The following is a 23,711-nucleotide window of genomic DNA, read 5'->3' as shown; positions in this document are numbered from 1 at the left end:
GCCGGATCAGGCGCCCCCCGCCGGATCAGGCGTCCCCCGCCGGATCAGGCGTGCGCCGCCGGATCAGGGGTCCGCCGCCGGGTCAGGCGCGCTGCCAGACCGTGGTCGGGTTGCAGAACTCGCGGATGCCGTGGCCGGAGAGCTCCCGCCCGTACCCCGAGCGCTTCACCCCGCCGAAGGGCAGGGCGGGGTGGGAGGCGGTCATGCCGTTGACGAAGACGCCGCCCGCCTCCAGGTCCCGTACGAAGAAGGCGATGTCCTCGTCCTTGCGCGTCCAGACGTTCGAACTCAGACCGAAGGGCGAGTCGTTGGCGACGGTGACGGCTTCCTCGATGTCGGCGACCGGGTAGAGGGTGGCGACGGGGCCGAAGGTCTCCTCGTGGTGGACGCGCATCGACGGTGTGATGCCGGTCAGGACGGTCGGCCGGTAGAACCAGCCGCGCGGCAGCTCGTCGGGGCGGCTCCCGCCGCACAGGACGGTGGCCCCGGCGGCCACCGCGTCGTCGACGAGGGCCTCCAGGTCGGCGCGGCCCTGTTCGGTGGCGAGCGGGCCGACGTCGGTGTCGTCGTCGAGCGGGTCGCCGACGGTGAGGGAGTTCATGGCGGCGGTGAAGCGCTCGGCGAAGTCGTCGTAGACGTCCCGGTGGACGATGAACCGCTTGGCGGCGATGCAGGACTGGCCGTTGTTCTGTACGCGCGCGGTGACGGCGGTCTTCACGGCCCGGGGCAGGTCGGCGGAGGGCATGACGATGTACGGGTCGCTGCCGCCGAGTTCGAGGACGGTCTTCTTGACCTCGTCGCCGGCGATCGCGGCGACGGAACGGCCGGCCGGTTCGCTGCCGGTGAGGGTCGCGGCGGCGACGCGCGGGTCGCGCAGGATGCCCTCGACGGCGCCCGAGCCGATCAGCAGCGTCTGGAAGCAGCCCTCGGGGAAACCGGCGCGACGGAAGAGGTCCCCGAGGTAGAGGGCGGTCTGCGGCACGTTGGAGGCGTGCTTGAGGAGCCCGGTGTTGCCGGCCATCAGCGCGGGCGCCGCGAAGCGGATCACCTGCCAGAGCGGGAAGTTCCACGGCATGACGGCGAGGATCGGGCCGAGCGGACGGTAGTGCACGCGGGCGAGGTCGGCGCCGGAGTCCAGGACGTCGTGCTCGGAGGGGTGCTCGTCGGCGAGCAGCGCCTCGGCGTGGTCGGCGTACCAGCGCATGGCCTTGGCGCATTTGGCGGCCTCGGCGCGGGCGGCGACGATCGGCTTGCCCATCTCGGTGGTCATCGTGCGCGCGATGTCCTCGGCGTCCTCGTCGAGGAGGGACGCGGCGGCGCGCATGAGCCGGGCGCGTTCGGCGAAGGGCGTGGTCCGATAGTGGCGGAACGCCTCGCGGGCGGCGCCGATGCGACGCTCGACCTCGGCGGGGCCGTGTGCCTCGTAGGTGCGCAGCGTCTCGCCGGTCGCCGGGTTCACGGTGGCGATGCCCATGTCGTCTCCTCCTGGCCTCCGCCCCCACGGGCCAAGCTTTCGCGCCCGGGCGGCGGGCGCAATCGGGGCGGTGCGGTGGGGTGACGGCAGAGGGGCGGCGGCCCGGGGGCCCACGGGGCGCGGCGGGGGGTCAGCCGCCCGTGACCCAGCGCAGGGCGCCCGCCAGGTGGGTGCGGAAGACGGGGTCCGCGTATGCCTCGGTCGCGTGGCCGAGGGCGGTGAAGAGGACACGGCCGTGGTCGGGCGCGGTGTCGCGGCACCACACCAGGGGGTGGTCGGCGCCCAGGGTGCCGCCGTGATAGCCGGTCTCGTCGGCGCGGGCGAGGACGCGGACGCCGGTGGCCCGCGGGTTGACCGTGAAGTTGTACCACTCGTCGGTCCGCTCCCAGCGGTCCGGCAGGGCGGCCGTCGCCGGGTGGTCGTGGGTGTCGACGCACACCGTGCCCGGCTGGATCTCGGGGTGGCCGTCGAAGCGGGTGCCGAGGAGGTCGCCGTAGAAGGGCCAGTCGGGCTCGGCGTTGGCCGCGGCGTGCACGGCGAGGAGTCCGCCTCCGCCGCGTACGTACGCCTCGAAGGCGGCGCGGCCGGCGTCGGTGAGCACGGTCCCGGTGGTCGAGACGAGTACGACGGCGGCGCAGCGGGCGAGGCGCTCCGGGGTGAAGGCGGCGGGATCCTCGGTGGTCTCGGCGGAAAGTCCGGCCGCTGCGGCGAGTTCGCCGAGGGCGGCGGCCGCGGCGGGGATCGACTCATGGCGGTAGCCGGTGGTGCGGGTGTAGACGAGGACGTCCTTCGACCTGCCGCTGGGCACGTGGTGCACTCCTTCTGTCCGTTCCGTGCGGCTTCGGGTTCCCGGCCGCCTCCAGAGGCGGAGCAAGCGCTTTCCGGACCGCCGGCCCGACCGTAGCCAGCGAAAACCCCAGGCCGCAAGGGCCTGCCGTCGGGCACACTGCGCCGATGGATCTTCTGCCCCGACCGCGCCGCGCCCTCGCCCACGTCTCCGCCCTGGCCACGGGCGGGCCGCTCGACCCCACGCTGAGGGTGACGCTCAACTTCCATCCCACCTTCCTCGACCGGCTCGCCGAGGAGGGGGTCTACCGCTCGCAGTTCGTCACCGGCACCAGCAACGGCGGGCTCACCGCTCGTCCCGGCGGCGACCGGTGGCGCTGGGAGAGCAGGATCTTCGGGGGCGCGTACGACGACGCGCCGGCGGACGAGCGGCCCGTGTACGGCGCCCTCGACCACCGCCGCCGCCCGTTCGGGGCCGCGCCTCGCTTCGGCTCCGCGCATCTGCGGCTGACCGGGGCCACGCTCGCCCGCAGCACCTTCTGCTATCCGGACAGCTTCCTGGAGCCGGAGGACTTCGGCGTCGCGGAGCGGGCGGCGCTGGTGGCGCTCGCGCTCGCCGACGACCAGGACGCCCTCGACGACTACGTCGAGGCCCAGGTCCACGGCCCGGTGGAGATCGGCCGGGACGTGGAGGCTCTGGTCCTGGACCCGTCCTTCCGCGGTACGGAGGTGGAGGCCGCCGCCCGCGCCCTGCCCTGCCCGGTGGAGTGGCACGGGGGCTTCCGGCTCTCGGTCGCGGAGCTGCGACGGCACCCGGACTACCGGGGGCCCGAGTTCGTCGAGCTGGGCGCCGAGATGGCCGTGGACGGCCGGCTGGACCCGCGGATCGTGCAGGAGGCGGCCGAATCGGGGCGGTACGACCGGCGGCATGTCAAGCGCGTGTGGCACCTGCTGGCCCGCTTCGGCGCGCCGGCCACCGCCTGAGCGACGGCCGGTCGCCCGGACGACTCCCGTGCGGCGCCGTCCCGGGCCTCCGAGCACGGGCGAACGACGGCCGGTCGCCCGGACCCGAACCACCTGCGGCCTCCGTCCGGGCCCCGCCCCGAGCACGGCGAACGACGCGAGGCCTCCGCGCCCGGCGGACTCCGCGCGCCCGCCGGGGCACCCACGCTCCGCGCGCTCGCCGGCTCACTCGGCCGGGCGGGTCACCGCCTTCAACAGCGGGGCCAGGAAGTCGCGTTCCAGGCTGCCTGGGGGCAGAGCGTCCGGTTCCACATAGCTCTGCGCCAGACCACCCTCGCGCAGGGCGACGATCAGGCGGGCGAACCGGTCGGAGTCCACGGTGAGTTCACGGCCGGCGCGGCGCAGGACGAGCTCGAGGCCGCGGGCGATCTCGGCCCGCAGCCGGGCGTCGTGCCGGGCGAGCACCCAGGCGGCCTGCGGATCGCGGATGGCGTGCAGGGTGAACTCGGTGCTCACCAGATACCAGTCACGCTCGTCCGGCTCGACGCGCGAGGCCAGCTCGGCGAGCCGCTCCAGGGTGTAGTCCTCGGGCGCGAGCGCGTCGATCGCCTCGGCGAGGCGGTGCACGATCCGCTCGCCGTGCTCGTCGAAGAGGGCGAGGAAGAGCTCTTCCTTGCTGGCGAAGTTCGAGTAGTACGCGCCGCGCGTGAATCCGGCGCGCTCACAGATCTGCTCGATCGAGGCGGCGTGGAAGCCGTGCTCGGCGAAGACCTCCAGGGCCGCCTTCAGCAGGGCCGCGCGGGTGACGGGCCGGCGCCTGGTGACACCTTTCGGCACGACTGGCCCCTCCTTCGCGTCCGCCGCTCGCGTACGCCGTTCGCGTCGGGCGTTCATGTCCGGCGTTCATGCCCGACGCCGTTGCGCGTACGCGGCCGCGCACGCCTTCCCGGTGGGTCGGCCGCCCACGATACCGGCGGCCCTCCCGGGCGCGGACGGCCCGCCGACGTTAAGATTCACGCATGGGAGAGCGGCCCCTCGCGCCCGCCGCGCCCGAGCTCGTGCTCGAGATCGACGGGGACGCGACCGTGATGAACCCGAGCCGCGTCTATCGCATCGGACGCGACCCCACCAGTGATTTCGTCCTGGCGGACGCCAGGGCGTCCTGGCACCACGCGGTGCTGCGGGCGGTCGGTGACCACTGGACGCTGGAGGACGAGGGCAGCACGAACGGCACCTTCGCGGACGACCGCCGGGTGGCGCTCAGTCCGGTCGGTCCCGGCACCGTGATCCGTTTCGGCCACCCCACGGAGGGGCCGATGGCGGTGGTGCTTCCGGCCCGCGCCCCGACCGCCCCACCGTCCCGACCGGCTCCCCCTGAGCCCGTACGACCGGAGTCCGCGCGACCCCGGCCGACTCCCCGGGCACCCCAGGCGCCCCCGGAGCCCGTACGACAGGAGCCCGCGCCCGTACGGGCCGGGACACCGGCGGTCGCCCCCGCTCCGCGCCCGTCCGCCGTCTCGCACCCGGCCCAGACCGGCACGTTCCGGCAGCCGACGTCCGTGCGGCCGCTGCCCGCCCACGCCGTCCGGATCGGCCGCGCCCCCGACAACGACCTCGTCGTCGACGACCTCACCGTCTCGCGCCGCCACGCCGAGCTGCGGGCCCACCCCGACGGCACGTACTGGATCCATGACCTCGGCAGCCACAACGGCACCTTCCTCAACGGCAGCCCCGTCACCGACGCCCGGGTGACCGGCGAGGACATCGTCGGCATCGGCCACTGCGCGTTCTGCCTGATCGGCGGCAATCTCGTCGAGTTCACCGACACCGGCGAGGTGTCGCTCGACGTGCAGGAGCTGGCCGTCACCGTCGATCACGGCCGCAAGACGCTGCTGGACGGCGTCTCCTTCCCCGTGGGGCAGAAGTGCCTGCTCGCCGTCGTCGGCCCGTCCGGCGCCGGCAAGTCCACCCTGCTCGGCGCGCTCACCGGCCAGCGCCCCGCGGACCGGGGCACGGTCCTGTACGACGGCCGTGACCTGTACCGGGACTACGCGGAGCTGCGCCAGCGCATCGGACTCGTCCCGCAGGACGACATCCTGCACCTCCAGCTGACCGTCCGCCGCGCCCTCGGCTACGCCGCCGAGCTGCGCTTCCCCGAGGACACCGCGACCGCCGAGCGGCGCGCCCGGGTGGACGAGGTGATCGGGGAGCTCGGCCTCGAGGAGCGGGCCGGGCAGCCGATCCACAGCCTCTCCGGCGGCCAGCGCAAGCGGGTCAGCGTGGCGCTCGAACTGCTCACCAAGCCGTCGCTGCTCTTCCTCGACGAGCCGACGTCCGGACTCGACCCCGGCATGGACCGCTCGGTCATGCACATGCTGCGCGGGCTCGCCGACGACGGACGCACGGTCATCGTCGTCACCCACAGCGTCCTCAGCCTCGACGTGTGCGACCGGCTCCTCGTCCTCGCGCCGGGCGGGCGGGTGGCGTACTACGGTCCGCCCACCGACGCGCTGGACTTCTTCGGTTTCGCCCAGTGGCCGGAGGCCTTCGAGGCCTTCGAGAACGACCGCGACCGCGACTGGGCGGGCGGCTACCGGACCTCGCGCTTCCACCGCCGGTACATCGAGGAGGCGAGCCTACGGCCGGGTCTCACCGCCCGTCCCGGCGCGGCGCCACCGGAACCGGCCCCGCCGCCCAAGGCGCAGAGCTGGGGGTCCCAGCTCCGTACCCTCGTACGGCGTTACGCGGCGGCTCTCGCCGCCGACCGGACCTTCCTGGCCATCATGGTCGCGCTGCCGTTCGTCATGGGCGCGATGGCGCGCGCCCTGTCCGAGGGGCGGCTTGGCCCCGAGTCGACGCTCAACGTGCTCCTGATCCTCTGTGTCGGCGGCGTGCTGACGGGGGCGGCGAACGCGGTGCGCGAGCTGGTCAAGGAGCGGACCATCTACCGCCGGGAGAGAGCCGTCGGCCTGTCCCGTTCGGCGTATCTGATGTCCAAGGTGGTGGTCCTCGGCCTGATCACGGTCGTGCAGTCGGTGGTCCTGACCCTGGTCGCGCTGATCGGCGTCCCACTCGGCGCGCCCGGCGGCAAGGGGGTGCTGCTGCCCCCGCTCGTGGAGCTGACCCTCGCCGTCGCCCTGCTGGCCTTCACGGCGATGATGCTCGGCCTGTTCGTCTCCGCCCTGGTGCGCAAGGAGGAGGTGACGATGCCGCTGCTGGTCCTCCTCGCGATCGTGCAGGTGGTGTTCTGCGGCGCGCTGCTCAACGTGAGCGGTACGCCCGTCCTGGAGCAGCTGGCGTGGCTGGTGCCCTCGCGGTGGGCGTTCGCGGCGATGGGCGCGACGGTCGACATCGGCGCAACCGTGCCGGGCGAGAAGACGGCCGACCCGCTGATGGACCACACGCTCGGGGCCTGGCTCTTCGACATGGGGATGCTGCTCGCGCTGTGTGTCGTCCTCGGACTCGTCGTGGCCCGGCTGCTGCGGCGGCACGAGCCGGTGGTGATGCGGAAGTAGCGAGGTGGCGGGGAGACCGGAGAGAGCGGGGAAACCGGAGAGAGCGGAGGGAGGAAGCCGAGATGTCCACTCAGTACGTGCCGGAGTACCTGCCGGACTTCCGGCCCACGCACGTCGTGCCGCGTGAGGGGCTGCCCGCGTGGGAGGCGCCCGATCCGGCGCTGCCGACGGAGCCGCTGGACGCCTTTCTCCCGGTGCAGCTGACGGAGCGGGTCGGCGACTGGGGGCAGGTGCTGTGCTCCAACGGCTGGTCCGCGTGGGTGGACGCCCGGCTGCTCGTCTCCGTGCCTGCCGATCCACCGGCCGCGGGCCGCCCGTCGTCCCGTACCGCCGACCCGCGTCCCCTGATCGCCCGCGTGGAGGACGCGCTCGGCCGCTATCGGCGCGCCGCGGAGGAGCTGGCGGCGGGACGGGCGGACGGCGAGGCGTTCCGGCGGCGCACCCGGGGCCTTCGGGTGGGGATGGTCGTGGACGGCGAGTCGGTGTGGCTCTACGACGCCGAGCACGAGCGGTGGGTGTACTGCGACGGCACGGGCCTGAGCACGTACGCGGCCTCCCTGCGCCCCTCGGCGGCGGCCGCCGCTCCGCCGGACGGGACACCGCACGAGCCCACGCAGGTGGTGCCTCGGCTGCCGCGGGACGGCGCCGGGGAGACCCAGGTGGCCGGGGAGACCCAGGTGGTGGAGCGGGGCGCGGACGGGCCGGGTGAGCGCTGATGCGCGGGACGCGTGAACGCCGCCGGCCGGGGCGTGAGCGCTGATGGGCCGGGCGGGTGAGGCCCGGTGACCGGGGCGGACGGGCGGGAGATCCCCGGCGCGGCGCCCGGCGACGCCACTGGCGGAGGCACCGGCGGAGGCACCGGGACCGGGTCCGGCCCCCGTACGGGAGCGGGAGCGGGAGCAGGAGCCGGTACGGGAGCGGGATCCGGAGCGGGAGCCGACGGCGGCCCGGGCACGGACCCCGTCCTCCCGGCCGGCCGGGACTCCGGGCTGCTCGGCAAGCGGATCGCCGGGTACCTGGTGGAGGCGGAGGTCGGGCGCGGCGGCATGGCGGTCGTCTACCGGGCCCGCGACCTGCGGCTCGACCGGGTCGTGGCGTTGAAGCTGCTCGCCCCCGAGCTGGCCCGCAACGACACCTTCCGCAGGCGTTTCGCACACGAGTCGCGGGTGGCGGCGGCCATCGACCACCCGCACATCGTGCCGGTGTTCGAGGCGGGCGAGACGGAGGGCGTGCTGTACATCGCGATGCGGTACGTGCCGGGGCAGGACCTGCGGGCGCTGCTGGACCGGGAGGGGCCGCTGGAGCCGGTGACGGCGGGGCGGATCGCCGTACAGGTGGCCTCGGCGCTCGACGCGGCGCACGCGCACGACCTGGTGCACCGGGACGTGAAGCCGGGCAACATCCTGGTGGCGGAGGGCACCGACCGGGACCATCCGGAGCATGTGTACCTCACGGACTTCGGCCTGACGAAGAAGTCGCTGTCGCTGACCGGGTTCACGACGGTGGGGCAGTTCGTGGGGACCCTGGACTACGTGGCGCCCGAGCAGATCTCGGGCAAGCCGGTGGACGGCCGGTGCGACGTCTACAGCCTGGGCTGCGTGGTCTTCGAGACCCTGACCGGGGTGCCGCCGTTCCGCCGGGACGACGACATGGCGCTGCTGTGGGCGCACCAGTACGATCCGCCGCCCGCGCTGTCGGAGGAGCGGGCCGGGCTGCCGGCGGCGGCGGACGCGGTGCTGGCGAAGGCCCTGGCGAAGGTGCCCGACGAGCGCTACGGGACGTGCCTGGAGTTCGTCGCGGAGCTGCGGGCGGCGCTGGAGCGGGGGGTGCGCGGCGCGCGGGCGGCGGAGACGCCGGGCGACAGCGGACGCTGGCCGACCGGTCCTCCGCCCGAGCCGCCGTCGTGGGCGCGGCCGGTGTTCCGCGGGATGGCGTAGGAGCGGGCGGTGGCCGTGGCACCGAAGGCGCCCTGCCCGACAGCGGGTGAGCCGCGGGCGGAAGCGCTCAGTCCGTTCCCCCGGGCCGCTCCGTCCGCTCCGTCTTCCCGGGCCGCTGAGTCACCTCGCCCCGCCGGTGGACGCGGGTGGCGAGGAGGCCGCCGAGGAACCCGGCCGCCAGGCCCCAGAGGAGGCCGAGGCCGACGGTCTTCCAGACGTGGGGACGCAGGAGCACCTCGGCGCCGAGCCCCTCCAGTTCGCCGATGCCGAGGATCGACAGGCCGAAGCGGGCCTCGACGAGGGTGAGGGGGATGACCACCAGCAGGGTGGCGGCGAAGGCGATGCCGAGGTGGAGGGCGTGCCGCCAGAGCGGGACGCGGGCGGGTGAGCGGGCGGCCATGACGAAGCCGGCGGCGAGCACCAGCACGGCGGCGATCGGAAGCAGCCACCAGGCGCGTCCGTCGTGGGCGGCGAGGGTGGACAGGTCGACGGTCCTCAGGTCTCCGCCGCTCGTCGCGATGCCGTTCCCGCCGCCTTCGCCGCGCAGCACGGCGTCGAGGATCCGGGGCATGGGGAGGCCGAACGGGCCCTCGGCCCTGCCCGCCCAGGAGCCGCCGATGCCGACGCCGAGGGCGAGCCAGCTGACGTTGGGCAGGCCGAGCAGCAGCACCGCGAAGGTCTCGGCCGCGTGGCCCTTGGTGGCGGCGACGACCAGGCCGATGACGAGGCCGACGGCCACGTACGCGAGCACCAGGAACAGCATCGCGGAGGCGGCGGGCCGGACGGCCTGGTGGTGGCGGACGAGGCGGGGCGGCAGCGGGGTCCGCCGGGAGACGAGCAGGGCGACGACGATGACGCCGAGGATCCACAGCAGGCCGTAGAAGAGCGTGGGGCCGACGTCGGTGCGGAAGCCGACGCTGGGGTTCGTGGCGTCGAGCAGGTCCTTGAAGAGGTCGCCGAGGTCGCCGGTCTCCTCGGTGGTGCCGCCGCCGAGGGTGATCGGGAAGTCGTGGCGGGCGAGGGCGGAGAGTCCGCCGAGTGCGGCGAGCCAGAGCACCACGGTGGGCACGGCCAGGGTCAGCAGGTCGCCGGCGCGTGCGACGGCGTGGTGCCGCAGCGGGAGCAGGAACACGGTTCCGGTGACGAGTGCGCCCACCAGGGTGACGGTGAGCGGCATGGCGGTGAGTTCGGCCTGGGTGCCGGCGAGGTCGCCGGCGTCTCCGGCGAGGCCGACCTGGCCGCCCGTGGCCATGACGACGACGGCGGCGAGAACGGCGACGAAGGCGCCGGAGCCGCCCGGGAGGTCGGTCGCGCCCGCGGCCCAGAGGCCGAGGGCGGCGGTGACGCCCATCGCGAAGAAGCCCGCGACGACGGCGGCGAGGGCCGCCGCCAGATGGCGGGCGAGCCGGCCGGTGTGCTCGGTGGGGGCGGTCCGGCCTGGTGGGGTGGGGAGCCGATTGCTCACCCTGCCCACGCTAGTACCGGTGGGTGCGGTCCGCTTGCGAGCCGCACCGGATCGGAGCACACAATGGGCCCGGAACGGAAGAAAGGGAAAAACGTGACTTCCCACCCGCCGTCCGGCCAGCCCTCGGTACCTCCCACCGGCCCGCCCTCGGGCCCCCTCTCGGGGCCCGGCATGCGCCCCGGCCAGACCGGCCCCCCGCCCCCTCCCGGCCCGCCGCACGGCAGTACGCGCAGCGACCGGGGCGGTACCGGCGGGGGCGATGCCGGCGGGGGAGGCGGTGGCGGGGGCGGAGGCGGGGGCGGAGGCGGCCGGGGAGGGGGCCCGACCGGCGGTGGCGGTGGGGGCCCGTGGTGGCGCTCCATCCCCAAGGTGGCGTCGTTGACCGCCATCGTGGTGGCGGCCGTGGCACTCGTCGTGGTCCTCACCCAGCGGGGCGGTGACGGCGGCGGGAACCAGGCGGGCTCGGGAGGCGGTGAGGTCTTCCTCCAGAACACCTCGGCCAGCGGCCCCGACCCGTTCACCCGCTCCACGGCCCGTACGGAGGGCGCGTCCGCCGCACCGCCCGCGCTGCCCAGCGAGTCCGGCGCGGACGCCAACGCCACGCGCGGGGTGTCGGGTTCGACCCCCGGGCTGTACGGCGGCACGCACCGGATCGCGAGCTGCGACGTCGAGCAGCAGATCCGCTTCCTCGCCGACGAGCCCGCCAAGAACGCGGCCTTCGCCTCGACGCTCGGCGTGAAGGCGACCGAGGTGCCGGGCTATCTGCGCTCGCTGACGCCGCTTCAGCTGCGGGTGGACACGCGGGTGACCAACCACGGCTTCCGGGGCGGTTCCCCCGTCCCGTACCAGGCGGTGCTCCAGGCGGGTACGGCGGTCATGGTCGACGACCACGGCGTGCCGCGGGTGCGCTGCGCGTGCGGCAACCCGCTCACGCCGCCGATCGCCCAGAAGGAACCGAAGCAGGTCGGCGCCGCCTGGCCCGGCTACCGGACGAGCAATGTCGTGGTGGTCCAGCCGTCGGTGACGGTCATCAACGTCTTCGTGATCCACGACCCGCGCACGGACCGCTGGGTCGCGCGCGAGTCGGGTGACACCGGCCACCGGGACAAGCACACCACTCCCCCGCCGCGGCCGACGACGTCCCCGCCGGCCTCGCCCTCGACCTCCCCGCCCACATCGCCGTCGTCGCCGGTGCCGTGCGTGTCGGTCACCGGTCCTGAGGCGCCGAAGCCCGTCGACGGCGTCACTCCCCCGCCGTGCCCCTCGCCGCTGGTGTCCACCACCTCCCCGCCGGCCCCGCCTCCGGCCTCCCCGCCCACATCGCCGGAGACGGAGCCGGCACCGGAGACGACGACCTCAGGGCCGGAGTCGGAGCCGGCCACGGATCTCACCTCGAGCGGGCCCTCGGAACCCGAGGGGCCCACGGACACGTCGACGAACACGGCGACCGGCACCGCCACGGGCACGACCTCGTCGCCGTCCGTGCCGGGTCCGGCCGGCGGTCAGCCTCTGATCTGAGCAGGCGGGGAGCAGAGCTCCGCCCCGGGCGCGGCGGTACGGGCGTGCCGCCGCAGCACCCGGGCATCGCCGGGGCGCAGCACCGGGCCGGGCACCACCAGGACGGGGGTCCCGGCCCGCTCCATGACGGCGCGCAGCACCGGCCGGCGGCGCAGCCGGCCGAGCCGGCCGCGCCTCGGGGTGGCGCCGAGGACCAGCACGTCGCCGGGACGGTCCGCCGCATCGACGAGGGCCTTCGCCGGGGCCTCTCGGACGGTACGGCGCTCGACGGCGAGCCCTTCGGGCGCCCGGCCGAGGCCGCCGTCCTCGAAGGCCCGGGCGAGCCGGTCCCGTGCGTCGTCCGCCCACAGTCGAGCCCAGGCGCGGTCGGGCGCGCGGGCGTAGAGCGTCTCGCCCTCGGGTGGTTCCCAGGCCAGTACGGCGATCAGCTCGGCGTGGTCGCGCCGCGCGAAGGCGGTGGCGTGACGCAGTGCGGCGAGTGAGGCGGGCGAGCCGCTGACGCCGACGACGATCCTGCTCACGCGGGCGCTCCTCGGCGCCGCTGGGCCCGCCGGGTTCCCCGGGTCGGCGGGGTCCGCCGGGTCTGCGGGGGCCGGCGCGGTGACCGCAGTGACTGGATCCAATATCCGATCCGCGGCATCCGGATCGGATACCCGGACCTCAGGGTCTGGATCCAATATCCGATGTCCACGGGCGCGGCGATCCTCTCCTCCGCGCGCCGCTGCCACATCCTCTCGTCACGATCCGTGAAGTCTTCGCACATGTCCTCTGTCTCCTCTCCCCTGGCGACCAGTCCACTGACGGGGAGTCTGTAGCCTTATTGGCCTGGACAGCAGAGCCAATGGAGAGTGATTGGCATGGCAGAGGGTCGTGGGGTCCGTACCGTGGTCGCCGTGTCGGACCGCGTGCTGAGCGGCCGGCAGCTGGCGGCGCTGCTGACGCCGCCCGTCGAGGGCGACCGCTTCGGCTACCGCGAACTGGCCCGGGCGGTGCGGCAGGCACTGCTCGACGGGCGGGTCGCGCTCCGGATGCGGCTGCCCGCCGAGCGGGAACTCGCGGTGGCGCTCGGTGTGAGCCGGACGACCGTCACCTCCGCCTACGACCTGCTGCGGGAGAGCGGCTACGCGCACAGCCGTCAGGGCGCCGGCACCTGGACGGCGCTGCCGGAGGGTCAGACGCCGATCGGTCCCGCCGCGATCCACGGCGACTCCGACTCGGTCATCGACCTGGCGCTCGCCGCGCCCGAGGCTCCGGCCGACGTCCTGGCACAGGCGCTGGCGGAGGCCGCCGCCGAGCTGCCCCGCTACGCGGCGACGCAGGGCTATCACCCGTACGGGATCCCCGAGCTGCGCGCCGCCCTCGCCGACCGGTACACGGCCCGCGGGCTGCCGACCCGGCCGGAGCAGATCCTCGTCACCACCGGCGCCCAGCAGGCCCTCACACTGGCCCTCGCGCTGCTCGGCGGGCCCGGTGACCGGGTGCTCGCCGAGAACCCCTCGTACACCAACGCGCTGGACGCCATGCGCGGCCACCGGCTGCGGATCACCCCCGTGCCGGTGACCGAGGCCGGCTGGGACAGCGGGCTCATCGACGCGGCGCTGCGGCAGACGGCGCCGCGGCTCGCGTATCTGATCCCGGACTTCCACAACCCGACCGGCCGTCTGATGCCGGACGAGCAGCGGCGGGAGGTGGCGCTTGCGGCGCGGTCCACAGGGACCTGGCTGGTGGTGGACGAGACCCTGTCCGACATCGCCCTGGACGTGCCGGCGCCGCGGCCCTTCGCGGCCTCGGCCGGTCCCGGCACCGGGGAGCAGATCATCAGCGTCGGCTCGCTCAGCAAGAGCTGCTGGGGCGGACTGCGGGTGGGCTGGGTGCGCGCGTCCGCGCGGGTGGTGACCGAGCTGGCCCGGGTGCGGATCACCCATGACCTCGCCGGTTCGGTCCTCGACCAGCTGGTCGCCGTCGCGCTGACGGACCGGATCGACCCGCTGCTCCCCGGCCGGGCGGCCGAGCTGCGGCGGCGTCGCGAGGCGCTGGTGGCGGCGCTCGCCCGGCACGTGCCGGAGTGGCACTGGACGCTGCCGCCGGGCGGGCTGTGCCTGTGGATCGACCTGGGCCGGCCGATCGCCTCCCAGCTCGCGGCGCGCGCCCTGCGGCACGGGGTGCGGGTGGAGGGCGGTGCCCGGTTCGGGGTGGACCCGGGCACCCATGAGCACCGGCTGCGGATCCCGTACGCCCTGCCGGCCGAGGTGTACGAGACGGCGGCCGAACGGCTGGCGGCGGCCCTGGAGGGGGCTCCGGCGCGGATCTCCGACCCCGGTCTGCCCGACTGGGTGGCATGAGCCCGCCCCGGGCCGGGCGCCGCCCGGGCCGGGCGCCGCCCGGGCCGGGCGCACCGATAATCGGATGCCCCGGGCAACGGTGCTGTGTACGGTCGGAACAGTGGAACCACTGACCGACAAACAGATCCGCGCGTCCTTCGTGAACTGCACGCGGGGCGACGCCTCCCGTATGAAGCTGCCGCTCGACTTCGCCGAGCTGCCGTGGGAGGACCTCGACTTCCTGGGCTGGGTCGACCCGGGCGCGCCGCTGCGGGCCCACCTCGTCGTCCCGCGCCCGGACGGGCCGGTCGGCGTCACCCTGCGGGTGCCGGCGGTCGGCCGTACCAGCGCCGTGAAGTCCAGCATGTGCCAGATCTGCCTGACCTCCCACGCCTCTTCGGGCGTGACCCTGCTGGTCGCGCCGCTGGCCGGCGCCCGCGGCCGTGAGGGCAACACCGTCGGCACGTACGTGTGCGCCGACCTCGCCTGCCCGCTCTACGTGCGCGGCAAGCGGCAGCCGAAGCTCCGCGGTCCGCGTCATCAGGAGTCGCTGAGCCGGGACGAGCAGATCGACCGGATGCTGGGCAACCTGAACGCCTTCGTGGACCGGGTGACGGCCGGCTAGGCGGCCTGTGCCGTCACCCGGAGCGGGTCAGCGGAAGGCCTGCTCGCCGGTGAGCGCCTTGCCGATGACCAGGGCGTGCACCTCGCTGGTGCCCTCGTAGGTGAGGACCGATTCCAGGTTGTTGGCGTGGCGCATCACCGGGTATTCCAGGGTGATGCCGTTGGCGCCGAGGATGGTGCGGCACTCGCGGGCGACGGCGATGGCCTCGCGGACGTTGTTGAGCTTGCCCACGCTGATCTGCTCGGGGGTCAGCGTGCCGGCGTCCTTGAGGCGGCCGAGGTGGAGCGCGAGCAGCATGCCCTTGCCGAGCTCCAGCGACATGTCGGCGAGCTTCTGCTGCGTCAGCTGGTAGGAGGAGAGCGGCCGGGCGAAGACCGTGCGGTCGGCGGCGTAGGAGATCGCCGCCTCCAGGCAGTCGCGGGCGGCGCCGAGGGCGCCGAAGACGATGCCGAAGCGGGCCTCGTTGAGGCAGCCGAGCGGGCCGGACAGGCCGCGGGCCTCGGGGAGCATCGCGTCCGCGGGCAGCCGCACGTCCTCGAGCACGAGCTCGCTGGTCACGCTGGCGCGCAGGGAGAGCTTCTGCTTGATCTCCGGTGCGCTGAAGCCGGGCGTGTCGGTCGGCACGACGAAGCCGCGGACGCCGTCCTCGGTGCGGGCCCAGACGACGGCGACGTCGGCGACGGAGCCGTTGGTGATCCACATCTTGGTGCCGTTGAGGACCCAGTCGGAGCCGTCGCGCTTGGCGTTGGTGCGCATGGCACCCGGGTCGGATCCGGCGTCCGGCTCGGTCAGGCCGAAGCAGCCGATGTACTCGCCGGCCGCCATGCCGGGCAGCCACCGCTGCTTCTGCTCCTCGGAGCCGTACTTCCAGATCGCGTACATGGCGAGCGAGCCCTGCACGGAGACGAGGGAGCGCAGGCCGGAGTCGACGGCTTCCAGTTCCATGCAGGCGAGGCCGTACGCCACGGCGTTCGTGCCGGCGCAGCCGTAGCCCTCCAGGTGCATGCCGAGGACGCCGAGGCCGCCGAGGGTGCGGGCGAGCTCGCGGGCGGGGATCGCGCCCCGCTCGAACCATTCGGCGACGTGCGGGCGCAGTTCGCGGTCGGCGAGGGCCCGGACGGTGCGGCGGATCTCCCGCTCCTCGTCGGTGAGCAGTCCGTCGATCGCGAGCAGATCGAGGGGGTGGACGGGCGCGGACTGCGACGAACGCGTCGGCTGCGGCGACGACTTCACGAACGGCCTCCTGGCGACTGTGGCAACGCGGCGTGCCGAAGCGTAGCCCCAGATTGGATATTGGATCCAGTATTGAATATCCGATCTCCGATGCGTACGGTCCGCTTGGATCCGATCGCCGACGCGTCCCGATCGCCCCGGGCCCCACGCCCGACGATCGGGACGCGTCGGCGATCGACGCCTCACGACGAAGGAGAGCGGCATGCACGCGCAGCAGCCGGAGGCGGCCACGGCCGGCGCCCTGTCCGGGATCGTCGTCGCGGACTTCGGCCGGGTGCTGGCCGGGCCGTACATGACGATGCTCCTCGCGGACCTCGGCGCCGAGGTCGTGAAGATCGAGCGCCCCGGCTCCGGCGACGACACCCGCGCCTGGGGCCCGCCCTTCGCCGACGGACAGGCCACCTACTTCCTGGGCGTGAACCGCAACAAGCGTTCCGTCGCGCTCGATCTGGCCGACCCGGCCGACCTGGAGACGGCCCGGGCGATCGTGGACCGGGCCGACGTGCTCGTGGAGAACTTCCGCCCCGGCACCATGGACCGCCTCGGCCTCGGCTACGAGAAGGTACGGGCCACCAACCCCGGCCTCGTCTACTGCTCGGTGACCGGGTTCGGCTCGGCCGAGGGCGCCGCCCTGCCGGGCTACGACCTGCTCGTGCAGGCCATGGGCGGACTGATGAGCGTCACCGGCGAACCGGGGGGACCCGGCACCAAGGCGGGCGTCGCCCTGGTCGACGTCATCACCGGCCTCCACGCGGGCATGGGCGTCCTCGCCGCGCTCCGCCACCGCGAACGCACCGGCGAGGGCCAGCGCCTGGAGGTGTCCCTCCTCGGCTCGCTGCTCTCCGCGCTGACCAACCAGGCCGCCGCCCACCTCGCCGCCGGCGTCGTGCCACGCGCCCTGGGCAACCGGCACCCCAGCATCACCCCGTACGAGGTGTTCGAGGCGAGCGACCGCCCGCTCGTCCTCGCCGTCGGCAACGACCGCCAGTTCCGCGCCCTGTGCGCGCGGACCGGCAGCCCCGGGCTCGCCGACGACCCCCGGTTCGCCACCAACACCGCCCGGGTCGCGCATCGGGAGGAACTGGCCGCGGCGCTCGCCGGGCCGCTCGCGGAGCGCACCGCCGACGCCTGGTTCGAGGACCTCACCGCGGCCGGGGTGCCGTGCGGCCCCATCAACGACCTCGCCGACGCCTTCGCGCTCGCCGACCGGCTGGGCCTGAGCCCCCGCGTCCCGGCCGCCGCCGCGGGCCCCGGCCAGGTCGCCCACCCGATCGCGTTCGGCGCGACACCCGCCGCCTACCGCTCGGCGCCCCCGCGCCTGGGCGAGCACACCGCCGAGGTGCTGGCCGAACTGGGGTTGTCCACAGGCCGCGACCGCCCCTCACCGGTGCGTAGGAAGATGAACGCCACGCAGTCGAGGGAAGGGGCACAGCCATGAGCAGCACCGCGGAGAGGCGGCGGCCGCGGACGGCCCAGCAGTTCGTCCTGGAGGAACTGCGACGTGCCATCACCACCGGGGAGTTGCGGCCCGGCGACCCGATCCGGCAGGACTCCCTGGCGGCCCGGCTCGACGTGAGCCGGGTGCCGCTGCGCGAGGCGCTGAAGGCTCTGGAGGCGGAGGGCCTGGTGGTCCACCACGTCCACCGGGGCTATTTCGTCGCCGAGTTGTCCCTGGCGGACCTGGAGGAGATCTACCGGATCCGCCGTCTCCTGGAGACGGAGGCGGTCCGCGCGGCCCTGCGCCGCATGCCGGACGGCCTGATCGGCTCGCTGGGGCGGATCCAGGCCGACGTGGAGCGGGCCGCCGCCGCGGGTGACGTGACGGCCATGGCCGAGGCCAACCGCCGCTTCCACTTCGCACTGGTGGAGGCCTCGGGCATGCCGCGCCTGGTACGGCTGATCGCGACGCTGTGGGACGCGACCGACGCGTACCGCGCGCTCTACTACGCCGAGGACCCGCACCGGGAGGCGGCGGTCCACGAGCACCGGGCGATCATCTCGGCCGTGACCGAGTCCGACGAGGCCGCCGCGGTCCACTGGCTCGACGAGCACCGGGACCACGCGGTCGCCGCGCTGCGGGAGGTCCTCGACCTGGCGTGACGCCGGGCCGCCGCCGCCGACGCACGGGTGCGCGGGACACGGGCGTCCCGGACGCGGGTGCGCGACGAGGGCGCCCGCCCCAGGATGGAGAAGGGGTTACCTCCGAGGAGGCACCGGCCATGCGCAGTGACGTCGACACCCTCCGGGGCGGTCCCCCGTCCGTCCCGTCCCACGTGGACGTCCTCGTCGTCGGCGCGGGCCCGGTCGGGCTCACCGCCGCCGCGGAGCTGCGCCGGCACGGCACGTCGGTGCGGATCGTCGACCGCCTCCCGGCGCGTCTGCCGTACGCGAAGGCCGTCGGCATCCAGCCACGCACGCTGGAGGTGTGGGACCGGATGGGCTGTGTGCGGGCGGCGCTGGAGGCGGCCGTGCCGCTGCGGGGCCAGCTGGTGTACGTGGACGGGGTCGAGCGCGCGCGGATCGAGCTGTCGCTGCCGGACGAGGTCCCGTACGGTTTCGCGGCCCTGCCGCAGTACGAGACGGAGCGGATCCTCGAGGAGTTCCTGGGCCGGTTCGGGACCGGGGTCGAACGGGGCACGGAGCTGGTCGGGTTCGCTCAGGACGAGGTGGGGGTGACCGCCCGGCTCGTCCGCACGGACCCGGTGGACGTGGCGGACTCGGTGGGCGCGACGGACGCGGTGGGCGTCGCCGGCGCGACGGGCACGGCCCCGCCGGTCGAGGAGGAGGTCCGCTGCTCGTTCCTGGTGGGCTGCGACGGCGCGCACAGCACGGTCCGCAAGGGCCTCGGGCTGTCCTTCGAGGGCGGCGCCTTCCCCGAGGCGTACATGCTGGGTGACGTGGAGGTCGACTGGGACCTGCCGGCCGGATACGCCGTGCGGTCCACGCACCACGGCGTGGACGGGGCCGGTGCGGCCGGTGCCGGGGACGACGTGCTGATGTGCGTCCCGCTTCCGGGCCGGGGCCGGTACCGGGTGTCGATGCGGGTGCCGCCCGAACCGTCCGCCGCCGGCCGCCCGGAGGGGACGCCCGCGGGCGGCGGGTCCGGGAGCGACGGGGTGGCACACGGCCTGGACGGCGGCCGCGGGCCGGGGCTCGGGGACATCCAGGCGGTGCTCGACCGGCTCTCGCCGCGGCCCGTCACGGCCTCCGCGCTGCGCTGGTCCTCCGTGTTCCGGATCAGTCACCGGCTGGTCGACCGGTACGGCCGGGGCCGGGTGTTCGTCGCCGGGGACGCGGCGCACATCCATCCGCCGACGGGAGCGCAGGGCATGAACACCGGCATCCAGGACGCCTACAACCTGGCCTGGAAGCTGTCGCTCGCCGTCACCGGGCGGGCGAGCGCCGGTCTGCTCGCGAGCTACGACGCCGAGCGCCGCCCGGTCGGCGAGGAGGTCGTCGGCCGCACCGTACGGCACGCGAAGGAAGGCGGCGTGCGGGCCGACCCGGCCGATCCGGCCACGGCGCTGCTGCGCGAGGCGCAGCTCCTCGTCGGCTACCGGGGCAGTCCGGTCGTCGGTGACGCCGGTCCGGCGGCCGACGACGGCGCGGGGCCCCGGGCGGGCGACCGGGCGCCGGACTGCGCGGGCCTCACCACGGAGCTCGCCTCCTGGCCCCTGCGCCTCTATGACGTGTTGCGGGGCCGCGGCCATGTGCTGCTGCTCTGCCCCGGCGCGGGAAGGCCCCACGCGCCCACGGCCGATGCGCTGTCGGAACTGGCGGCGCGGGCCGTCGCGTTGTCGGGCGGCGCGGTGGAGGCGTGCGCGGTGCTGCCGGGGGACGCGAAGGACGCTGCGGACGGTGCGGGCGCCGACGGCTCGGCCCTCGACGGCTCGGGGCCCGCCCGGCTCCCCGCGTACCGGGACTCGCGCGGCGAGTTCGCCCGCCGGTACGCCGTACGAGGGCCAACCGCCCTCCTCGTACGGCCCGATGGCTACCTCGGGGCGCGCCTTGCGCCGTCCGACACGGCGGCGCTCGACGCGTACCTCACGGGCGTCTTCGGTCGGTGACGGGCACGGCGTGCGGGGGTCGGGGCGCGGGCCTAGCCTGGGAGAGGAGTGTCGCCCTCGTCGGGCAGGAGGACTGCCGTGAGGAATCCACAGGCGCCTTGGCGCAGGCTCTGCATCGTGTTCGCCCTCACGGGGGCGCTGTCCGTACCGGCGCTGTCGGGAACGGCGTACGGCGGCACGGTCCCCGACCCGCACGGCCCGCCCGCGACGGCGGCCACGACCTCGGCGCCCGTACCGGCAAACGACGAGTTCAAGCCGCTCACCCCGGCCGTCACCGCGCAACTGGACGCGGCGGTGCGGAAGGTGATGCGGGACGCGAACGTGCCCGGCGTGGTCGTGGCGCTGTCCGCGCCCGGCAAGGGTGAGTACGTCCGCTCCTTCGGCGTCGCCGACAAGGCGACCGGGCAGCGGATGACCGCCGGGGTGAACCACCGGATCGGCAGCGTGACGAAGTCCTTCACGGTGACGGCGGTGCTCGAACTGGTCGACGAGGGCAAGCTGGGCCTGGACGATCCGATCAGCAGATACGTCGGCGGCGTGCCCAACGGCGACCGGATCACCCTGCGGCAGCTCGCGGGGATGCGCAGCGGTCTGTTCAACTACTCGGCGGACGAGGACTTCTACAAGGCTCTCACGGCCGATCCCGACCGCCCCTTCACCCCACGGCAGTTGCTCGACTACGCCTTCGAGCACCCGGTCAACTTCCCGCCCGGGGCGAAGTTCGAGTACTGCAACACCAATCTGATCCTGCTGGGACTCGTGGTGGAGAAGGTCGGTGGCATGCCGCTGCACGAGTTCATCGCCGAGAAGGTCGTCAAGCCGGCCGGCCTGAAGCACACCCTCTTCCCGACGGACGCCGCGTTCCCCGAACCGCACGCGCAGGGCTACACCAACCAGACCGCCTCGGGGAAGGTCGAGGTCGCCACCGACTGGAACCCCTCCTGGGGTTGGGCGGCCGGTGCGATGATCTCCGACCTGCCCGATCTGCGCACCTGGGCCAGGGTGCTGGCCACCGGCACCCTGCTCACCGCGGACACCCAGGCCCAGCGGCTGGAGACGGACCCGACCGGCATCTCGGACGCCGGATACGGCCTGGGCATCTTCAACGTCGAGGGCTGGATCGGCCACAACGGCTCGCTGCCGGGCTACGAGACCCTGGTCGTCTACCTGCCGAAGCACCAGGCGACGCTGGTGGTGATGCTGAACACCGACATCCTGGTCAACGGCGTCGAGCCCAGCACCTTCTTCGGAACGGCGATCACGAGGATCGTCACCCCGCAGCACGTGTACAACCTGCCGAGGCCCACGGAGCCGGACGCCTCGACCACGTCCCCGGCCGCCCCGACCTCACCCTCCCCGACCTCACCCTCGCCCACCCGGACGTCCCCGGCCCCACCCTCGCCGACCACCCCCTCCCCCGCGTCTCCGACCGCTCCGACGACCTCTCCGCCGGCGCCGCCCACCGGGCCTCCCGTCCCCTATCCCTGACCTCCGGCTCCGCCCGTCGGCATCCCGGCCGTCGTCCGTGAGGGATCATGGACAAAGGAGCCGAGAAGGGACGGGACCAACGATGAGGCACCGCAGTGTCGCCGACCTCATGACACCGACCGCGGTCGCGGTGCAGCCGGGCACTCCGTTCAAGGAGATCGCCCGGCTGCTCGACGAGTACGGCATCACCGCCGTCCCCGTGGTCGACGAGGACAACCGGCCGGTGGGCGTCGTCTCCGAGGCGGACCTGCTGCGGCGGCACACCGACAAGGACGGCCCCAGCACCGCGGAGGCCATGATGTCCAGCCCGGTCGTCGTCGCCCGTCCGTCCTGGACGGCGGTCGAGGCGGCGCGGCTCATGGAGCGGCACCGGGTGAAGCGGCTGCCCGTGGTCGACGCGGACGGACGGCTGATCGGCGTCCTGAGCCGCAGCGACCTGATCCAGCTCTTCCTCCGCCGCGACCGGGCCATCCAGGAGGAGATCCTGGAGGACGTCGTCACCCGCATCCTGGGCCTCTCCCCCGCCTCCCTGCACATCGACGTGGCCGAGGGCCGGGTCACGCTGAGCGGCACGCTGCCGCGCCGCAGCCTCGCGCCGATCTTCGTACGGCTCTGCGAGGACGTGGACGGCGTGGTGGAGGTCGTCGACCGGCTCGTGTACGAGGACGAAGCCGAGGCCGCGGCCGTCAGTGACGGCGACGGCGAGGGCGGGCCCGCCGCCGAGCAGTGACGGGCCCGCAAATGCGGGCCCGCAGGTGCGGCGCGCACCCGCGGGCCCGGGTTCGACGAGTGGGGTCGACGGGCGGCCGGCTACTGGACCGCCTCCGGCCAGCCGTATCCGGGTCCGGTACGCCGCGGCACGGTGTCGGCGCCGACGGCCTCCATCTCCCGGTTGGCCTCCCTCATCAGCTGTCCGGCGAGATCCTTCATGGCCCTGCCGACGGCGAGTTCGTCACCGATCACCGGCACGTCCACGTCCGCCGGGTTGCACCGGGCGGTGCCGTGACCGGTCAGGGTCGACGTGCCGGTGTCCAGACGGGCCTCCGCCTTGGTCCTGCCGTCCTCCTCGACCAGGTCCACGCCGACCTTCCACTCCAGGTGTCGTGTCATGGTCTGCCTCCTCGTGCCCGCGGCCACGCGGAAGCGCCGCGCGGCCCTTCTCCTCAAGGATCCCGCCACCGACCCTCCGGCGCCACGCGGTGATCGCGGCCGTCTGGGCGAGCGACCTGTTCGCCACGGATACTGCTGGGGCGGCCGGGCCCGGCCGGGACGGCCGCGCCGCACAACCTCACCTGGAGGTGTTCATGCGCATGTTGATCAATGTTCCGGAGACCGTGGTCGCCGACGCGCTGCGCGGGATGGCCGCCGCGCATCCCGAACTGACGGTGGACGTGGAGAACCGGGTCGTGCTGCGGCGGGACGCGCCGGTGGCCGGTCAGGTGGCCCTGGTGTCGGGCGGCGGGTCGGGCCATGAGCCGCTGCACGCCGGTTTCGTCGGTCCGGGCATGCTCGCGGCGTCCTGTCCCGGCGAGATTTTCACGTCGCCGGTTCCGGACCAGATGGTGCGCGCCGCGGCCGCGGTGGACAGCGGTGCCGGTGTGCTGTTCGTCGTGAAGAACTACACGGGCGACGTCCTCAACTTCGAGATGGCCGCCGAGCTGGCGGAGGACGAGGGCATCCAGATCGCGAGGGTGCTCGTCGACGACGACGTGGCGGTGACCGACAGTCTGTACACGGCCGGGCGGCGCGGGACCGGGGCCACGCTGTTCGTGGAGAAGATCGCGGGCGCGGCGGCCGAGGAGGGTGCGCCGCTGGAGCGGGTCGAGGCGATCGCCCGGCGGGTGAACCAGCGCTCCCGGAGCTTCGGCGTCGCCCTGAGCGCCTGCACGACCCCCGCGAAGGGCTCGCCCACCTTCGATCTTCCGGCGGGCGAGCTGGAGTTGGGGATCGGGATCCACGGGGAGCCGGGGCGGGAGCGGCGGCCGATGATGACCTCACGGGAGATCGCCGACTTCGCCGTGGACGCGGTCCTGGACGACCTGCGGCCGAGGGGCCCGGTGCTCGCCCTGGTGAACGGGATGGGGGCCACTCCCCTGCTCGAACTGTACGGGTTCAACGCGGAGGTGCAGCGGGTGCTGGGCGAGCGCGGGGTGTCGGTCGCCCAGACCCTGGTGGGCAACTACGTGACCTCGCTGGACATGGCGGGCTGCTCGGTGACGCTGTGCGAGGCGGACGAGGAGCTGCTGCGGCTGTGGGACGCGCCGGTGCGGACGCCCGCGCTGCGCTGGGGACGGTGAGAAGGGAGTGTCCGAGGTGACG

General features: G+C 74.3%; 20 protein-coding genes. 13 read left to right on the top strand and 7 right to left on the bottom strand.

Features of this window, described 5'->3' with window-relative positions; translation table 11 throughout:
• Positions 1-82: 82 nt before the first annotated feature.
• A complete protein-coding gene (locus tag ACFY7C_RS18610; protein ID WP_389651264.1) occupies positions 83-1,474 on the bottom strand; it encodes an NADP-dependent succinic semialdehyde dehydrogenase in 1,392 nt (463 codons plus the stop codon).
• A 130-nt stretch (positions 1,475-1,604) separates the two neighbouring features.
• Entirely contained in the window at positions 1,605-2,282 is a 678-nt protein-coding gene (locus ACFY7C_RS18605; RefSeq protein WP_389651261.1) for a ThuA domain-containing protein, read from the bottom strand.
• Positions 2,283-2,428: 146 nt separating this feature from the next.
• On the opposite strand from ACFY7C_RS18605, the gene ACFY7C_RS18600 reads away from it, so the two are divergent.
• The gene (locus tag ACFY7C_RS18600) at positions 2,429-3,244 is read left to right on the top strand and encodes a DUF3626 domain-containing protein (protein ID WP_389651258.1); all 816 of its coding nucleotides are present in this window, start codon (positions 2,429-2,431) and stop codon (positions 3,242-3,244) included.
• A 204-nt stretch (positions 3,245-3,448) separates the two neighbouring features.
• On the opposite strand, the gene ACFY7C_RS18595 is transcribed toward ACFY7C_RS18600, so the two are convergent.
• On the bottom strand, positions 3,449-4,060 hold the full coding sequence (locus ACFY7C_RS18595) for a TetR/AcrR family transcriptional regulator (protein ID WP_389651255.1): 612 nt from the start codon (positions 4,058-4,060) through the stop codon (positions 3,449-3,451).
• A 182-nt stretch (positions 4,061-4,242) separates the two neighbouring features.
• On the opposite strand from ACFY7C_RS18595, the gene ACFY7C_RS18590 reads away from it, so the two are divergent.
• From ACFY7C_RS18590 to ACFY7C_RS18580, 3 genes are all read left to right on the top strand, one after another.
• A complete protein-coding gene (locus tag ACFY7C_RS18590; RefSeq protein ID WP_389651252.1) occupies positions 4,243-6,738 on the top strand; it encodes an FHA domain-containing protein in 2,496 nt (831 codons plus the stop codon).
• A gap of 62 nt (positions 6,739-6,800) precedes the next feature.
• The gene (locus ACFY7C_RS18585; RefSeq protein WP_389651249.1) at positions 6,801-7,454 is read left to right on the top strand and encodes a hypothetical protein; all 654 of its coding nucleotides are present in this window, start codon (positions 6,801-6,803) and stop codon (positions 7,452-7,454) included.
• A 273-nt stretch (positions 7,455-7,727) separates the two neighbouring features.
• On the top strand, positions 7,728-8,675 hold the full coding sequence (locus tag ACFY7C_RS18580) for a serine/threonine-protein kinase (protein WP_389652741.1): 948 nt from the start codon (positions 7,728-7,730) through the stop codon (positions 8,673-8,675).
• A 67-nt stretch (positions 8,676-8,742) separates the two neighbouring features.
• Here the strand turns inward: ACFY7C_RS18580 and ACFY7C_RS18575 are convergent, their stop codons facing one another.
• Positions 8,743-10,140 (bottom strand): streptophobe family protein, encoded by a 1,398-nt coding sequence (locus tag ACFY7C_RS18575; protein ID WP_389651246.1) that lies wholly within the window; start codon positions 10,138-10,140, stop codon positions 8,743-8,745.
• Positions 10,141-10,233: 93 nt separating this feature from the next.
• On the opposite strand from ACFY7C_RS18575, the gene ACFY7C_RS18570 reads away from it, so the two are divergent.
• Entirely contained in the window at positions 10,234-11,658 is a 1,425-nt protein-coding gene (locus ACFY7C_RS18570) for a DUF6777 domain-containing protein (RefSeq protein WP_389651243.1), read from the top strand.
• On the opposite strand, the gene ACFY7C_RS18565 is transcribed toward ACFY7C_RS18570, so the two are convergent.
• On the bottom strand, positions 11,643-12,179 hold the full coding sequence (locus ACFY7C_RS18565) for a universal stress protein (protein WP_389651240.1): 537 nt from the start codon (positions 12,177-12,179) through the stop codon (positions 11,643-11,645). The two genes, ACFY7C_RS18570 and ACFY7C_RS18565, sit on opposite strands and share 16 nt — an antisense overlap.
• Before the next feature lie 336 nt (positions 12,180-12,515).
• On the opposite strand from ACFY7C_RS18565, the gene ACFY7C_RS18560 reads away from it, so the two are divergent.
• Both ACFY7C_RS18560 and ACFY7C_RS18555 read left to right on the top strand, forming a co-directional pair.
• Positions 12,516-14,000, top strand: a complete 1,485-nt coding sequence (locus ACFY7C_RS18560; protein WP_389651237.1) for a PLP-dependent aminotransferase family protein — start codon at positions 12,516-12,518, stop codon at positions 13,998-14,000.
• Between the two features lie 100 nt (positions 14,001-14,100).
• Entirely contained in the window at positions 14,101-14,604 is a 504-nt protein-coding gene (locus tag ACFY7C_RS18555) for an FBP domain-containing protein (RefSeq protein WP_389651234.1), read from the top strand.
• A gap of 27 nt (positions 14,605-14,631) precedes the next feature.
• Here ACFY7C_RS18555 and ACFY7C_RS18550 read toward each other — a convergent pair whose 3' ends face one another.
• Entirely contained in the window at positions 14,632-15,837 is a 1,206-nt protein-coding gene (locus ACFY7C_RS18550; RefSeq protein ID WP_389651230.1) for an acyl-CoA dehydrogenase family protein, read from the bottom strand.
• A gap of 202 nt (positions 15,838-16,039) precedes the next feature.
• Here ACFY7C_RS18550 and ACFY7C_RS18545 point away from each other — a divergent pair, with 202 nt between their 5' ends.
• From ACFY7C_RS18545 to ACFY7C_RS18525, 5 genes are all read left to right on the top strand, one after another.
• Complete coding sequence (locus tag ACFY7C_RS18545; RefSeq protein WP_389651227.1) at positions 16,040-17,275, top strand: CaiB/BaiF CoA transferase family protein; 1,236 nt, start codon at positions 16,040-16,042, stop codon at positions 17,273-17,275.
• Positions 17,272-17,937 carry a GntR family transcriptional regulator gene (locus ACFY7C_RS18540; protein ID WP_389651224.1) on the top strand — a complete coding sequence of 222 codons (666 nt, stop codon included), beginning with the start codon at positions 17,272-17,274 and terminating at the stop codon, positions 17,935-17,937. Before ACFY7C_RS18545 ends, ACFY7C_RS18540 begins: the two co-directional genes overlap by 4 nt.
• Before the next feature lie 119 nt (positions 17,938-18,056).
• Positions 18,057-19,904, top strand: a complete 1,848-nt coding sequence (locus tag ACFY7C_RS18535; RefSeq protein WP_389651220.1) for an FAD-dependent monooxygenase — start codon at positions 18,057-18,059, stop codon at positions 19,902-19,904.
• A gap of 117 nt (positions 19,905-20,021) precedes the next feature.
• Positions 20,022-21,392, top strand: a complete 1,371-nt coding sequence (locus tag ACFY7C_RS18530; protein WP_389651217.1) for a serine hydrolase domain-containing protein — start codon at positions 20,022-20,024, stop codon at positions 21,390-21,392.
• An 82-nt stretch (positions 21,393-21,474) separates the two neighbouring features.
• The gene (locus ACFY7C_RS18525) at positions 21,475-22,122 is read left to right on the top strand and encodes a CBS domain-containing protein (RefSeq protein ID WP_389651214.1); all 648 of its coding nucleotides are present in this window, start codon (positions 21,475-21,477) and stop codon (positions 22,120-22,122) included.
• An 80-nt stretch (positions 22,123-22,202) separates the two neighbouring features.
• On the opposite strand, the gene ACFY7C_RS18520 is transcribed toward ACFY7C_RS18525, so the two are convergent.
• Positions 22,203-22,502: a DUF1876 domain-containing protein gene (locus ACFY7C_RS18520; protein ID WP_389651211.1), complete on the bottom strand. Its 300-nt coding sequence runs from the start codon at positions 22,500-22,502 to the stop codon at positions 22,203-22,205.
• A gap of 194 nt (positions 22,503-22,696) precedes the next feature.
• Between ACFY7C_RS18520 and dhaK the strand changes: the two genes are divergently transcribed.
• The gene (gene dhaK, locus ACFY7C_RS18515; RefSeq protein ID WP_389651208.1) at positions 22,697-23,689 is read left to right on the top strand and encodes a dihydroxyacetone kinase subunit DhaK; all 993 of its coding nucleotides are present in this window, start codon (positions 22,697-22,699) and stop codon (positions 23,687-23,689) included.
• Positions 23,690-23,711: the final 22 nt, after the last annotated feature.

The sequence above is a fragment of the Streptomyces sp. NPDC012769 genome (genome assembly GCF_042901205.1).
Classification (GTDB): Bacteria; Actinomycetota; Actinomycetes; order Streptomycetales; family Streptomycetaceae; genus Streptomyces.
Note: the sequence above shows the minus strand (reverse complement) of the source record. Positions and strands in the feature narration are given on the sequence as shown.

Excerpts from the sequence above, each read along its gene's own strand:
- ACFY7C_RS18525 (WP_389651214.1), top strand. The coding sequence starts at position 21,475 with ATGAGGCACCGCAGTGTCGCCGACCTCATGACACCGACCGCGGTCGCG.
- ACFY7C_RS18520 (WP_389651211.1), bottom strand. The coding sequence starts at position 22,502 with ATGACACGACACCTGGAGTGGAAGGTCGGCGTGGACCTGGTCGAGGAG.
- ACFY7C_RS18545 (WP_389651227.1), top strand. The coding sequence starts at position 16,040 with ATGCACGCGCAGCAGCCGGAGGCGGCCACGGCCGGCGCCCTGTCCGGG.
- ACFY7C_RS18535 (WP_389651220.1), top strand. The coding sequence starts at position 18,057 with ATGCGCAGTGACGTCGACACCCTCCGGGGCGGTCCCCCGTCCGTCCCG.
- ACFY7C_RS18610 (WP_389651264.1), bottom strand. The coding sequence starts at position 1,474 with ATGGGCATCGCCACCGTGAACCCGGCGACCGGCGAGACGCTGCGCACC.
- ACFY7C_RS18540 (WP_389651224.1), top strand. The coding sequence starts at position 17,272 with ATGAGCAGCACCGCGGAGAGGCGGCGGCCGCGGACGGCCCAGCAGTTC.
- ACFY7C_RS18590 (WP_389651252.1), top strand. The coding sequence starts at position 4,243 with ATGGGAGAGCGGCCCCTCGCGCCCGCCGCGCCCGAGCTCGTGCTCGAG.
- dhaK (WP_389651208.1), top strand. The coding sequence starts at position 22,697 with ATGCGCATGTTGATCAATGTTCCGGAGACCGTGGTCGCCGACGCGCTG.
- ACFY7C_RS18585 (WP_389651249.1), top strand. The coding sequence starts at position 6,801 with ATGTCCACTCAGTACGTGCCGGAGTACCTGCCGGACTTCCGGCCCACG.
- ACFY7C_RS18600 (WP_389651258.1), top strand. The coding sequence starts at position 2,429 with ATGGATCTTCTGCCCCGACCGCGCCGCGCCCTCGCCCACGTCTCCGCC.
- ACFY7C_RS18560 (WP_389651237.1), top strand. The coding sequence starts at position 12,516 with ATGGCAGAGGGTCGTGGGGTCCGTACCGTGGTCGCCGTGTCGGACCGC.